Genomic DNA, 13,268 nt, shown 5'->3' on the forward strand with positions numbered 1-13,268 from the left:
GTGGGTAGGCTCCGCACGTGCTGAGGACTCGCGAGCTGGTGCGTGTGCTGGGCCCGGCCGACCGGGACCGGTTCATCGAGCTCGCGGAGCAGGACCCGGTGGTCAACGTCTTCGCCGACTATCGCGCCCGCCTCACCAACCTCGACGAGCGCTGGCTCGGCGGCCAGGTCTGGGGCCGCTTCGTCGGCGACGACCTGGTGGCGGGCTGCCACCTCGGCGCGAACTTCGTGCCGGTGCAGTGCACCCCCGACGACGTGGGCGCCTTCGCCGACGTCGCCCTGCGGCGCCGCGCCTCCGTCGGCACCATCGTCGGGCCGCACGACGTCGTGGCCGCCCTGTGGGAGGAGGTCGAGGCGCGCTGGCAGCGTCCGCGCGAGGTGCGCGCTAGCCAGCCCCACCTCGAGATGGACCGCCTGCCGTCCGTCGCGCCGGACCCGTCGGTCCGGCTCACCACCCCGCGCGACCTCGACCTGCTCTACCCGGCGTGCGTGGCGATGTACACCGAGGAGGTCGGGGTCTCGCCGGAGAACGACTCGGGTGGCGGCGACCTCTACCGCGCGCGCGTCCAGCAGCTGATCGGCCGGGGCTGGTCGCTGGCGAGCTTCGACGAGCGCGGCGTGGTGTTCAAGGCCGAGGTGGCGTGCGCGACGCCGTACGCCGCGCAGGTGCAGGGCGTGTGGGTCCGGCCCGACCGCCGCGGCGAGGGCCTCGCCACGCGCGGCATGGCGTCGGTGGTCCACCACGTCATCGGGACCGGGGTCGCGCCCGTGGTCTCGCTCTACGTCAACGACTGGAACACCGCGGCCCGGGCGACCTACGCCCGGGTCGGCTTCGAGCAGACGGCGACCTTCTCCACCGTCATGTTCTGAGCGCCCGGAGCGGGCCGGCAAAGTTTTTCTCGGTCCGGACGTATCACCGTGGCGGGTGTCGCCACCTGTGCTGACATGGGGACAATGGTCACCATGTCGGAGAACCGAGGGGCTGAGGGGCAGCTCCATGAGTCGCCGTGGGACGCAGCCAGTGGGGCGTTCAGGGCGTGGCGCGCAGGGGACGCCACGGCCGTGGACGATCTGGTCACCACGATGAGTCCGGTTCTCTGGCACGTGGTGCGAGCCTACGGACACGATCGCCAGACGACGGAGGACGTCGTCGCGGCGACGTGGTTGGGGTTCGTGCGGCTGCACCAGACCATCGAGGACCCGAAGGCGGTCGCGTCCTGGCTGATCACGTCAGCCAGGCGCGGCGCCGCCGACCACGCACGGAAGGCGCGACGCGCCACCCCCGTGCAGGACGAGGCGCTCGCCGCCCGGCTGCCCGACGAGGAGTCGGCCGAGGCGATCGCCGTGCTGGACGACGAGAGCGCCCGCCTGTGGCGGGCGGTGGCCTCCGTCGACGAGAGGTGCCGCAAGCTGCTGCGCGTGGTGGCCTTCATGGAACGACCCGACTACCGATCGCTGAGCCAGGAGCTGGACATGCCCGTGGGGAGCATCGGCCCGACGCGGGCCCGGTGCCTGGCCAAGGTGCGGACCGCGCTGACCGAGGGGGACACGCATGAGTGACGACGACAGGCTCCTCGCCGACCTGCGCCGCATGTGGCAGGTCGCCGACCCGCCGCCGCCCGGCCTCGGCGCCGCCATGGTCGCCACCGTCGCCGCCGCCGACCTCGACGAGGAGTGGGAGCTGCTCGTGCTGGTCCGCGACTCCGCAGGCGAGGACCTCGCCGCGGTCCGCGGTCTCGGCACGGCCCGGATGCTCTCCTTCAGCGCCGCCGCCGGGTGGTCGCTGGAGGCCGAGATCGACGGCGAGCAGTTCAGCGGCCAGGTGCTCGACCTCGGGGACGACCAGGACCCGACGGACGTCGTGGTGGCCGTCGAGACGCGCGCGGGTGAGTCGTGGTCGACCCCGCTCGACGAGTTCGGCTTCTTCTCGCTCGTCGCCCACGCCCGCGGCACGCTCCGCTTCACGGTGCGCTTCGGCGGCGTGGTCGCGAGCAGCCACTGGGTCGAGGTCTGAGGCTCGCGACCCGGTCCCTCACGCGTACGGCTGGCGCAGCTCCATGTGGGGACCGATGGTCGGGTCGGAGTCGTAGACCGCGCGCGCCAGCACCACGTCGCGGGCGTCGGCCGCGGAGCAGCCCGTCTCGCTGATCTCCCGGGCGATCAGCCCCGCCACGAGCGGCGCCGCGAAGGACGTACCGCTCCAGCGCGCCATGCCGGTGGAGAACACCCGGACGTCGCCGACGTCCGGGGTCTCGTTGCAGACGAACGTGCCGTCCGGGAACGCGTTGACGTGGTTGCGACCGAGTGCGTACACGTCGGCCGAGACGCCGAAGTTGGAGTAGTCCGACACCCGGCCGTCCCGGTCGAGCGAGCCGACGCCGACGCACCACCCGAAGGCGGCCGGCCAGAACGGCGCGGCCCAGGAGTCGTTGCCGGCGGCGGCGACGAGCACGCAGTCGCGCTTGCGCAGCCGCGTGCGGTGGAACACCTCCAGCGGGAGCGAGGGCAGGTCGAACCGTGTCCGGCAGCCGGCGGAGAGGTTGATGACGTGCGGGTCGTGGGTGAGCGCCGCCTCGAGGTGGACGACGAGGTCCGACTCGAGGATGCCGCCGCCGCCCACGCCGCCGATCGCGAAGCCGTCGACGAACACCTTCGTGTCAGGCGCGATGCAGCGCACCACGCCCGCGATGAAGGTGCCGTGACCGGCGTAGGGCCGCAGGTCGGGGCCGTTGAGCTCGTCGTCGCCGTCGACCCCTGCGAGCCACGGCGTACGCGGGTCGGTGGCGGCCGGCGGGTGCCAGCCGGTGTCGACGACGACGACGCTGACCTCAGAGCCCTTCGACTGCGGTGCGACGGGCGGCCACGGGTCGCGGAGCCCGGTCTCCTGCGGCTCGATCGCCGGGCACAGGTTGCCGCCCGGGCCGCCGGGGGAGACGTGCACCCAGTGGTCCGGCGAGGCGGCACCGCGTCGCAGCCCACCGGCCTCGAGCAGGTCGAGCACGTCGGGCACCGACTCGCCGCCGCGGCGGGGCGCCAGGACGTAGCGCACCAGCTCGCCGTCGAGCAGGGTCGCCTCGTCGCGCCGGGGCGACTCGCCGAGCACCTCCTTGTCGAGCGTCTCGGCAGCGCGCTCGAACGCCTCGACGTCCGCGGCCCGCACGAGGACGCGGTCCGGGTGGTAGAGGTACGTGAAGTCCGCCGGCGCCTCGGTGTCCCAGGCGACGGAGCCCTCGTTGGCCGCGCGGAACGCGCGGAGCTGGTCGGTGGTGCGTCGGCGCCTGTCGCTGCCGATCTTCCAGTCGCTCGCCATGGCCTGACGCTAGCGCCGTCGGATCGTCGCGTTGTAGTGGTTCGGGCAGGTTTTTCCTGACGGATCGGCGAGGATGTCGCCGTGGACCGCGACCAGGCCGAGGAGCTGCTGCGCACGCTCTTCGCCGATCCTGCACTCGCGCGGTCCCGCGCGGAGCAGGAGCTGGTGGGTCACGACGACCCCGCGCTCGCCTCGATCGGCCACCAGGTCGTCGGGATCGTGGTGCGCGACCTCGGTGACACCGAGGTCGCGATGGGCGAGCTGCGGACGGCCGTCCGGCTGGCCCGCAGGTCAGGCGACACCAGCCGGTGGGGCGACGCGCTCGCGACGCTCGGCCTGTCGCTCTGCGTGGCGGGATGGACCCGCGACGGCATGCGGGTCCTCGGTCAGGCGGTCTCGGTCCTCGAGGGCGTGCCTCGCGGCCGTGCCCTGGTGCGGCGCGCCTACGTCACCGGACACCTCCTCGCCCGCTTCGAGGAGAGCGCCGCCGACCTGAGGGAGGCACGGAGCATCTTCGCCGAGGAGGGCGACCACGTCTGGGAGACGCGGGCGCTCAACCTCGAGGGCCTCGTCGACGTCGGGCTGGGCGACCTCGAGGGCGCCGAGCGGGCGTTCACCGCCCACGGCGACATCGCCGCCCGCCTCGGCGATCAGTACGACATGGGTCTCTCGCAGCACAACCGGGGCTGGCTGGCCTTCGTGCGGGGCGACCTGCCGGTCGCCCTCGAGCACTACGCCGCGGCCTCCGCACGCTACGACGCGATCGACCTGACCAGCACCGACCTGGTCTACGACCAGTGCCTCGCCTACCTCGCGGCCGGTCTCGCCGACGACGCGATCGAGGTCGTCGAGCGTGCCCTGGCCGTCCGTCCGCTGCTGCCGCGCGAGGAGGCGGACCTGCTGCAGGCGGCCGCCGAGGCGGCGCTCGCGGCCCGGGACTGGCCCCACGCCACCGCGGTCGCGGACCGGGCCGCGCGGATCCTGCGCCGGCAGTCGCGACGGGTCCACGCGCTGCAGGCCGACCTGCTCGCCCTCACCGCGCGGGCCGAGGCGGGCGCACCCGCCGGGCCGCTGCTGCGCCGGGCCGAGCGGCTGGTCGAGCGGATGCGTGCCGATGAGGTCGTCGACCTGCCGCTGGCCCTCCACGTCGCCGCCCGGATCGCCGGCCGGGTCCGGTCGGAGCGGGCCGCGACGCTGCAGCGCGGCTGGCTGGACGAGGTGGCCACCCACAGGACCAGCCCACGGGCGCGGCTGCAGGTGCTCGGGTGGTACGCCCTGGCCCAGCGGCGCGCCGTCGAGGGCGACGACCGCGGCGTGCTCCGGGCCTGCGACGCCGGCCTGCGTGTGCTGGAGAAGCAGCGTGCCGCCCTCGGGAGCCAGGAGCTGCGCGCCGTGTCCTCGGGCCACGGGTCCCGGCTCGCCGAGCTCGGCACCCGGACCGCTCTCGCCAGCAGCGACGCCCGGCAGCTGCTGCGCTGGTCCGAGCGGTGGCGGGCCAACGCCCTCACGATCCCGCAGGCCTACGGCGAGCACGACCCCGAGACCACGGCCGACCTCGCCGCACTACGGGCGCAGCACCGGCGCATCGCCGACGCCGCGGCGGACGGAGCACCGACCGAACGGCTCGAGGCGCGCGCGGCGCGGCTCGAGCGGGCGGTCCGCCAGCGGCTGCTGCACGCCCGCGGCTCGGGGGCCAGGGAGGCCGCGCTCGACCTCGGTGCCCTGCTCGAGGCGCTGAGCGAGGACGACACCGTCCTCGTCGAGCTGACCGAGGTCGACGGCGTGCTCCATGCCGTGATCTCCGGACACGGGCGGGTGCGCCACCGCGTCGTCGGCGACGCCACGACGGCTGCCCGTGCCGTGGACTTCGCGCTGTTCACCTTGCGCCAGGCGGCGCGGGGCCGACGTGCCCAGGTCGCCGTCGCCGGCCGCCGGCTGCAGGAGGCGCTGCTCGGCCCGGCGGTGCGCGGGCTGGACGGTGCCCGGGTCGTCGTCTCCCCGACGACCGCGCTCCAGGGCGTCCCGTGGGGGATCCTGCCCGACCTCGCCGACCGCCCGGTGACGACCACCCCCTCGGCGCGGCTCTGGCTCCGGGCGCGCTCGGCCGTGCCGACCGGTGAGCACCGGGTGATGGTCGTCGGCCCGGGCCTGGGCAGCGGCGGCGCCGAGGTGCCGGTCATCGCCGCGGACGACCCGTCCGCGGTGGTGCTGGACGGTGAGGCCGCCACGGCGGCGGCCACCCTCACGGCCCTCGACGGCGCGTCCCTCGCCCACGTCGCCGCCCACGGCCGGTTCCGCGAGGACAGCCCGCTGTTCTCCTCGCTGGCGCTCGCGGACGGGCCGCTCCTGGTCCACGACCTGCAGCAGCTGCGACACCCGCCGCACCGGGTCGTCCTCTCCGCGTGCGAGTCGGGTGTGCTGGCCCCCGTCGGCGACCAGGAGCTCCTCGGGCTCTCGGCCGCGCTGCTCTCGATGGGCACCGCCGGCGTGGTGTCAGCGCTCGCGGAGGTCGACGACGCCGCCACGGTCGAGGTCATGGTCGCGCTGCACGCCGCGCTGCGACGAGGCGCGGGCCTCGGGGAGGCGCTCCACGCCGCTCGGGCGGCCGCCGGCACCGACCCCGTCCTCGTCGCCACCGCAGCCTCCTTCACCGCAATGGGGACCTGACCCTCAGGGCATCTGCACCTTCACCGGGTCGCTCGCGTTCTCGCACGCGTCGAGCACGCAGCGCACGGTCGACGACTTCCGCTGCCCGTTGACCTGGAGCAGCACGGCGTCCGGCGATTCCCACTGCCAGCCGCCGAACCAGTTCGTGGTCCACGTCGCCAGCCGCTTCCCGTCGGTGCGGCGGAGGTCGATCTCGTTCGGTCCGAGACCGTCGACGAGGATCCCGACGGTCAGCATGCGCGTCCCGTCGGGCGACAGGGCCACCACCCGCTGGCTGCAGGAGCGCCACACGGTGTCGGCGAGGTCGCTCAGCCGCACCATCCGCACGCAGCCGCCGACGTACGGGTCCTTGGTGTAGGTCTCGAGCAGGTCGTGCTCGATGCTGGCGAGCGCCGAGAGACGGCGGGTCACGAGGCGGACCCGGTCGGGACCGGTCCGCCAGCGCACCAGCCGGCCGTCGTGGCGCACCAGGACCTGGCGCTCGTCGGCGGTGACCACCTCGGGCCAGCCGCCGAACGTACGCTCCGGTCCGGCCGAGCCGTCGAGCGCCGAGAAGGTCTGCACCGCGGTGCGACGGCGGGCCGGGTGGTCGAGGGTGACCAGGCGGCTGCCGTCCTCGCTCAGCGTGGTGAGGGTGACGTCGACCTTGCGCAGCAGCGTGCGGGTGCTCCCGTCCGGCTCGATGCGGATCACACGGCGTCGGTCGGTCCCGACGACCCAGCCGTCGCCCGACTCCCCGATCACCCGGACCACCCGGCCAGCGAGGTCGACGCGCAGGTCACCAGCGACGAAGTCGAAGTCCTCGACGTGCGCCACCGCGACGTCGGGCCCCCGGTCGAGACGCTGCGGCTGCAGCTCGGTGGTGGGCGCGGCGGCCCCGGCCGGTGCGACGAGCCCGAGGCCCGTGGCGAGAGCCGCGACGAGTGCGGCTGCGGTCGTACGACGCATGGTGGATCCCCCTGGTGTGTGCGCTCTCATGGGGGAGACGCGGCGCGACCTCCGCGGGTTGCGTCCGCCGCGGGGGAATCGGTTCGCGGCTCCCGGAGGGCCACACCTATTGTTGCGCCCATGACTGGCCGCATCCTCCGCATGTCGTCCCTCTTCGTGCGCACCCTGCGCGACGACCCGAACGACGCCGAGGTGCCGAGCCACAAGCTGCTCGTCCGCGCCGGCTACATCCGCCGCAACGCCCCCGGCATCTACACCTGGCTGCCGCTCGGCCTGCGCGTGCTGCGCAAGATCGAGGCGATCATCCGCGAGGAGATGGACGACATCGGCGCCCAGGAGCTGTCGTTCCCCGCGCTGCTGCCCAAGGAGCCCTACGAGGCGACCAACCGGTGGGTCGAGTACGGCCCCAACATCTTCCGCCTGCAGGACCGCAAGGGCGCCGACTACCTGCTCGGCCCCACGCACGAGGAGATGTTCACCCTCGTGGTGAAGGACCTCTACTCCTCCTACAAGGACCTCCCGCTCTCGATCTACCAGATCCAGACCAAGTACCGCGACGAGGCGCGTCCCCGTGCGGGTCTGCTGCGCGGGCGCGAGTTCGTGATGAAGGACTCCTACTCCTTCGACGTCGACGACGCCGGGCTCGAGGTGGCCTACCAGAAGCATCGCGACGCCTACGTCCGCATCTTCGACCGCCTCGGCTTCGAGTACGTCATCGTCAAGGCGACCTCGGGTGCCATGGGCGGCTCGGCCAGCGAGGAGTTCCTCGCCAAGGCCGAGGTCGGCGAGGACACCTACGTCCGCTGCACGCACTGCGACTACGCCGCCAACGTCGAGGCCGTCGCGGTCCGCGCGCCCGCCGCCGTGCCCTTCGACGATGCGCCCGCCGCGCACGCCGAGGACACCCCCGACACGCCCACCATCGACACCCTCGTCGACCACCTCAACGCCACGTTCCCCCGTGACGACCGTCCCTGGGCGGCCGGCGACACGCTCAAGAACGTGCTGGTCGTGCTCAAGCACCCCGACGGCACCCGCGAGCCGCTCGCCATCGGCCTGCCCGGCGACCGCGAGGTCGACCAGAAGCGGCTCGAGGGCCAGCTCGAGCCCATCGAGGTGGAGGCGATGGACGAGGCCGAGCTCGCGAAGCACCCCGCGCTGGTGAAGGGCTACATCGGCCCGGAGGTGCTGGGGGAGGAGTCGAAGTCCGGCATCCGCTACCTCGTCGACCCCCGCGTCGTGGAGGGCACCCGCTGGGTCACCGGCGCCAACGTCCCCGGCTCCCACGTCGTCGACCTGGTGGTCGGGCGCGACTTCACGCCTGACGGCACGATCGAGGCCGCCGACGTGCGCGACGGCGACGAGTGCCCCAACTGCACCGAGGGCACCCTGCAGTCCGCCCGCGGCGTCGAGATGGGCCACATCTTCCAGCTCGGCCGCAAGTACGCCGACGCGCTCGGCCTGAAGGTGCTCGACGAGAACGGCAAGCTCGTCACCGTCACGATGGGCTCCTACGGCATCGGCCCCTCGCGCGCCGTGGCCGCCATCGCCGAGGGCACCCTCGACGACATGGGCCTGTGCTGGCCGCGCAACGTCGCGCCCGCCGACGTCCACGTCGTGGCCGCCGGCAAGGACGAGGCGATCTTCGCCGCCGCCGAGGAGCTCGCACGCGACCTCAAGGCCGCCGGCCTCGAGGTGCTGCTCGACGACCGCGCCGGCAAGGTCAGCCCCGGCGTGAAGTTCAAGGACGCCGAGCTGATCGGCGTCCCGACGATCGTCACGGTCGGCCGCGGCCTGGCCGACGGCCTCGTCGAGGTCCGCGACCGCAAGTCCGGCGAGCGCGAGGACGTCGCGGTCGGCGACGCGGCCACGCACGTGGCCGACCTGGTGCTGCGGGGCTGAGCCAAGGTCTCGGTGGTCGAGGTGCGAGCGAGGCGAGTCTCGACACCACTCACCGGGTGGCGCGCGCACCTGGCCGCGATCCGCCCGGACGCCGACCCGGTAGAGGCCGACTGGTGGGACACGTCGTGGGAGACCCCCACGCCCGCGGCCGTCGGCTTCCTCGTCCCGGCGGGATTCGAGGCGTACGCCCGGGTGCTCCACCCGGCCCACGACCGGCACCGGGACGCGGTGAGGTGGTCGACCGTCGCGGAGGAGTGCGGCACGGTGCTGCACGCCGAGGCGCAGTGGCACGCCCTCGCCGGGCGCAGGTCCTCGCGCGAGCACAGCCCGCCCCCGACCGGCACGGGCTGGCCCGGCAACGAGCCCGACGTCGGCTGTCTCGACCGGACGTCGCTCGAGGCGCTGGCCGACGTGCTCGCGCGCCACACGACGACGGCGGTGACGACCTACGTGGCGTTCTGGGTGGGCTACGGCCTGTGGCCGGACGCGTGGTCCGACGCGCCCACCACGGCGCGTCCGGTGCGCGAGGCGTACCTCTTCCAGCGGCCGCTCGACGAGGTCGCCACGCTGTGCGCGGAGGCGCCCGCGGTGGCGCTCGCGCTCGGGACGCCGACCGGCTCCGCGGTCGTCTGGTCGACCGACGGGCGCAGCTGGGTCCCGACTCCGGACGAGCAGTTCACCACCTGGGCGTCGCTGCAGTGGCAGAGCCCGAGCGCGTGGTGGCCCGCCGATCGCGCGTGGGCGACGTCCAACGACACCGACCTCGACTCCACCCTCGTCGGCGGCAGCCGCGCCCTCGTCGCCGATCTGCTCGGCGACGACCGCCTCGAGGCGCTGCCCTGGCCGGTCGACGGCTCGCTGTGGTCGGGCGCGGACACCATCAACCGGTAGGCGTCGCGTAGGTTCGCGCGCATGGCGATCGAGGCGGTGATCTTCGACTGGGGCGGCACGCTCACCCGCTGGCACGACGTGGACTTCCACGCCGAGTCGCTCGCGCTCGCGGAGGCGGTGCGCCGGACGCCGACGTCCGAGGACGACCACCACGCCCACGCCGAGCGCCTGCACCGCGCCGGCGCCGTGGTGTGGGGGCGCAGCCGCGACCACCAGCAGAGCGCGACGATCGCCGACCTCTTCACCGAGGCCGGGCTCGACCACGACCCCGACCTCCTGCAGGCCTACTACGACTTCTGGGAGCCGCACACCCTCACCGACCCCGAGGCCGGTCCGATGCTCGAGGAGCTGCGCTCGGCCGGGATCCGGGTCGGCGTGCTCTCCAACACCATCTGGCCGCGCGCGTGGCACGTCGGCTTCTTCGAGCGCGACGGGGTCTACGACCTCTTCGACGGCGACGTCTACACCAGCGAGATCCCGTGGACCAAGCCCTCTCCGCTCGCGTTCCGGGCGGCGATGGACGCCGTCGGGGCCAGCGACCCGGCGGCGTGCGTCTACGTCGGCGACCGGCTCTTCGACGACGTCTGGGGCGCGCAGCAGGCGGGCATGCGCGCGATCCACGTGCCGCTCAGCACCATCCCGGCCGCGCAGGTGGGGCACAGCGAGGGCGAGCCGGATGCGACCGTCACGTCGCTGGCCGAGGTGCCCGAGGTGGTCCGCCGCCTCGGCACGACCTGAGGCCCCTCCTGCATGTTTGTGCGTTGCAGCAACCTGCAGACGGGATTCGGTTGGCCGGGCCGCCGATCGAATGCATGATTGTGCATGCGGCGCCGGCCACCCCCACAGGTCGGACCGCACGGGTGATGCTGACCAACCCCACACGACGGTCCGCGTCCTCGGCCGTTGGGAAGGATCTCGGGACTTTCCCAATGGTTGAGGCCGCGGGCCGTCTCCCATTTCACGAGGTGGCGTCGCCGGACGGCCGACGGTGTCAGCCGAGCTCTGGCGCTCCGGGCCAGGTGGCCGGCTCGCCGCCGAGCTCGACCTGCCAGGTGGCCGACCAGACGGCCTCGTCGAGCGCCCACGACCGCACGTCGCCCGCCGAGCGCGCGACGAGCGCCGCCAGCGCCTCCGTGCTGCGCGCCTCGACCTCGCGGGCCACGGCCTGCACCTGCTCGACGCCCTGCGCCGGTCCGGGCACCGCGTAGGCCGGGTCGGCCGCGACCGGCTCCCCGCCCTCGTCGGCGACCAGCAGGCGCAGCCGGTCGCGGCGCGCCCGGTGGCGGCGGTAGGCCACGGTGAGGACGTCGTAGAGCGCGGGCGTGGCCGACTGCGAGGTGCGCGCGCCGAGCACGCCGTAGGTGTAGAGCGCGGCGTGCTCGTCGGCGAGCACGTCCTGCAGGGCGTCGAGGACGGTCTCGGTGCTCACGAGACCACCTCCGTGGACAGCGCCGCGGCGTGCTGCGAGGTCGAGGCGGCCACGCTGGCCAGCACCCGGGCGAGGTCGCCGCTGGCGGCGACGAGGCAGGCCTCGCGCGCCGCGCGGAGCAGGCGCTGCTCGGAGCGTCCGACGGTCCGGAGCGCGGGGACGATCCGGGGTGCGACGGTGACGGGCTCGGCCGTCGGCAGGTCGGCGTCGGGGACGGCACCGGCCAGCACCTCGCGGTGGGCGGCGTGCGCGTCCGCGACCGGCGCGAGGCGCTCGGCCAGGCTCGGGACCGCGGCGACCGCCGCTGCCACGACCGCCTCCGCGCGGACGAGCTCGGCGACGACGGACGCCACGAGTGCGGAGTCCTCGGGGGGAGGTGCGGTCTGCCCCGGGGCGGGCTCGGCGCGAGGCGGGTCGATGTCGCAACCGCCCAGTGCGAGCGGCAGCAGCACGGGGGTCGCGAGCGCCGAGCCCAGCGTCGTACGACGGGAGATCAGCGGTGCGGCCACGCCCGAACCCTAGCCGCCGGTCGAGGCGGCGCGGGCCGGGTGGCGGTGGGTGACGGAGCCGGTCCGCGGGCCGGTATCGTGATCCCTCGACAACAGCACAAGGAGGTCGCATCCGATGAGCACCCCACGACAGGACGCCACCCGGGACCGCATCGAGGCGGAGCTGGTCGACCCCCTGCGAGTGCTCGACCTGGACGTCGAGGCGGTCGAGATCACCCCGGCCGGCAAGCGACGCGTGCTGCGCGTCGCCGTCGACAAGGACGGGGGCGTGACGCTCGACGACGTCGCCGACGCGACCCGCGAGGTGTCGCGGGTCCTGGACGAGTCGGACGTGATGGGCGAGATGCCCTACACGCTGGAGGTCACCTCCCGCGGCGTCGACCGGCCGCTGACGCTTCCGCGCCACTGGCGCCGCAACGAGGACCGCCTGGTCAAGGTGACCCTCTCCGACGGGTCGAGCGTGACGGGCCGTGTGCTCGCCTCGACCGAGGAGTCGGCCACGCTCGACGTGTCCGGCACGCACCGCGAGGTCGCCTACGCCGACGTGGCCAAGGCCCTCGTGCAGATCGAGTTCAACCGCACGACAGAGAAGAAGGACGACTGATGGACATCGACCTGAGCATCCTGCGGATGCTGGAGCGCGAGAAGGAGATCTCCTTCGAGGTCCTGGCCGAGGCCATCGAGACGGCGCTGCTGACGGCCTACCAGCGCGCGACCGAGTCGCAGCACCCCGCCCGCGTCGAGCTCGACCGCAAGACCGGCCACGTGACCGTGTGGGCGCGCGAGCTCGACGAGGACGGCACCGCCGGCCCGGAGTACGACGACACCCCGCAGGGCTTCGGGCGGATCGCCGCCACCACCGCCAAGCAGGTGATGCTGCAGCGGCTGCGCGACGCCGAGGACGAGAAGACGTTCGGGGAGTTCTCCGGCCGCGAGGGAGACGTCATCTCGGGGATCATCCAGCAGGGCCGCAACCCCGACGACGTGATGGTCGACCTGGGCAAGCTCGAGGCGATCCTGCCGGTCAGCGAGCGGGTCCCGGGGGAGGAGTACGTCCACGGCGAGCGGATCAAGTGCCTGGTGACGTCGGTCCGCAAGGGCATGCGCGGGCCGCAGGTCACCCTCTCGCGCTCGCACCCGACGCTGGTCAAGAAGCTCTTCGCCCTCGAGGTCCCCGAGATCGCCGACGGCACCGTCGAGATCGCCGGCATCGCCCGCGAGGCCGGCCACCGCACCAAGATCGCGGTCCACTCCACGGTGCCGGGCGTCAACGCCAAGGGCGCCTGCATCGGTCCGATGGGCCAGCGGGTGCGCAACGTCATGGGCGAGCTGCACGGCGAGAAGATCGACATCGTCGACTGGGCCGAGGACCCCGCCGAGCTCGTCGCCCACGCGCTGTCGCCGGCCCGCGTCACCTCGGTGGAGATCGTCGACCTCGCCGCGCGCTCGTGCCGGGTCGTGGTCCCCGACTTCCAGCTCTCGCTGGCCATCGGCAAGGAGGGCCAGAACGCCCGGCTCGCCGCGCGGCTCACCGGCTGGCGCATCGACATCCGTTCCGACGAGGCCCCCGCGCCCCAGGACTGAGGGTCACGGCACCGGTCGCCGTCCACGAG

13 protein-coding genes are annotated in these 13,268 nt (G+C 73.8%); 9 read left to right on the top strand and 4 right to left on the bottom strand.

From position 1 onward, the window contains the following. Window positions 1-17: 17 nt before the first annotated feature. The 3 genes from KDN32_RS06875 to KDN32_RS06885 all read left to right on the top strand — a co-directional run bounded on the left by KDN32_RS06875 (window position 18) and on the right by KDN32_RS06885 (window position 2,013). Entirely contained in the window at window positions 18-869 is an 852-nt protein-coding gene (locus tag KDN32_RS06875) for a GNAT family N-acetyltransferase (RefSeq protein ID WP_211731301.1), read from the top strand. Window positions 870-962: 93 nt separating this feature from the next. After that, window positions 963-1,559 (top strand): RNA polymerase sigma factor, encoded by a 597-nt coding sequence (locus tag KDN32_RS06880; RefSeq protein ID WP_211732403.1) that lies wholly within the window; start codon window positions 963-965, stop codon window positions 1,557-1,559. Beyond that, on the top strand, window positions 1,552-2,013 hold the full coding sequence (locus KDN32_RS06885; RefSeq protein ID WP_211731302.1) for a hypothetical protein: 462 nt from the start codon (window positions 1,552-1,554) through the stop codon (window positions 2,011-2,013). Before KDN32_RS06880 ends, KDN32_RS06885 begins: the two co-directional genes overlap by 8 nt. A gap of 18 nt (window positions 2,014-2,031) precedes the next feature. On the opposite strand, the gene KDN32_RS06890 is transcribed toward KDN32_RS06885, so the two are convergent. After that, window positions 2,032-3,309 (bottom strand): S8 family peptidase, encoded by a 1,278-nt coding sequence (locus KDN32_RS06890; protein WP_211731303.1) that lies wholly within the window; start codon window positions 3,307-3,309, stop codon window positions 2,032-2,034. A gap of 81 nt (window positions 3,310-3,390) precedes the next feature. Here KDN32_RS06890 and KDN32_RS23235 point away from each other — a divergent pair, with 81 nt between their 5' ends. After that, entirely contained in the window at window positions 3,391-5,976 is a 2,586-nt protein-coding gene (locus KDN32_RS23235) for a CHAT domain-containing protein (RefSeq protein ID WP_211731304.1), read from the top strand. A gap of 3 nt (window positions 5,977-5,979) precedes the next feature. Here the strand turns inward: KDN32_RS23235 and KDN32_RS06900 are convergent, their stop codons facing one another. Then, window positions 5,980-6,924, bottom strand: a complete 945-nt coding sequence (locus KDN32_RS06900) for a hypothetical protein (RefSeq protein ID WP_211731305.1) — start codon at window positions 6,922-6,924, stop codon at window positions 5,980-5,982. 120 nt (window positions 6,925-7,044) lie between these two features. Here KDN32_RS06900 and KDN32_RS06905 point away from each other — a divergent pair, with 120 nt between their 5' ends. Genes KDN32_RS06905 through KDN32_RS06915 form a run of 3 tightly spaced genes read left to right on the top strand, consistent with a single transcriptional unit; the run spans window position 7,045 to window position 10,455 of the window. Continuing rightward, window positions 7,045-8,826 carry a proline--tRNA ligase gene (locus tag KDN32_RS06905; RefSeq protein ID WP_249216373.1) on the top strand — a complete coding sequence of 594 codons (1,782 nt, stop codon included), beginning with the start codon at window positions 7,045-7,047 and terminating at the stop codon, window positions 8,824-8,826. 21 nt (window positions 8,827-8,847) lie between these two features. Continuing rightward, entirely contained in the window at window positions 8,848-9,717 is an 870-nt protein-coding gene (locus KDN32_RS06910) for a hypothetical protein (protein WP_211731306.1), read from the top strand. A 21-nt stretch (window positions 9,718-9,738) separates the two neighbouring features. Next, window positions 9,739-10,455 carry an HAD family hydrolase gene (locus tag KDN32_RS06915; protein WP_211731307.1) on the top strand — a complete coding sequence of 239 codons (717 nt, stop codon included), beginning with the start codon at window positions 9,739-9,741 and terminating at the stop codon, window positions 10,453-10,455. Window positions 10,456-10,708: 253 nt separating this feature from the next. On the opposite strand, the gene KDN32_RS23240 is transcribed toward KDN32_RS06915, so the two are convergent. Both KDN32_RS23240 and KDN32_RS23245 read right to left on the bottom strand, forming a co-directional pair. Beyond that, complete coding sequence (locus tag KDN32_RS23240; RefSeq protein ID WP_211731308.1) at window positions 10,709-11,146, bottom strand: DUF4439 domain-containing protein; 438 nt, start codon at window positions 11,144-11,146, stop codon at window positions 10,709-10,711. After that, window positions 11,143-11,655, bottom strand: coding sequence for a hypothetical protein (locus KDN32_RS23245; RefSeq protein WP_211731309.1), 513 nt, complete (start codon window positions 11,653-11,655; stop codon window positions 11,143-11,145). Before KDN32_RS23245 ends, KDN32_RS23240 begins: the two co-directional genes overlap by 4 nt. A 115-nt stretch (window positions 11,656-11,770) precedes the next feature. Here KDN32_RS23245 and rimP point away from each other — a divergent pair, with 115 nt between their 5' ends. Then, window positions 11,771-12,259, top strand: coding sequence for a ribosome maturation factor RimP (rimP, locus tag KDN32_RS06930; protein WP_211731310.1), 489 nt, complete (start codon window positions 11,771-11,773; stop codon window positions 12,257-12,259). After that, window positions 12,259-13,239: a transcription termination factor NusA gene (nusA, locus tag KDN32_RS06935; RefSeq protein ID WP_211731311.1), complete on the top strand. Its 981-nt coding sequence runs from the start codon at window positions 12,259-12,261 to the stop codon at window positions 13,237-13,239. Before rimP ends, nusA begins: the two co-directional genes overlap by 1 nt. Window positions 13,240-13,268 lie beyond the last annotated feature (29 nt).

Source organism: Nocardioides palaemonis (assembly GCF_018275325.1).
GTDB lineage: Bacteria > Actinomycetota > Actinomycetes > Propionibacteriales > Nocardioidaceae > Nocardioides > Nocardioides palaemonis.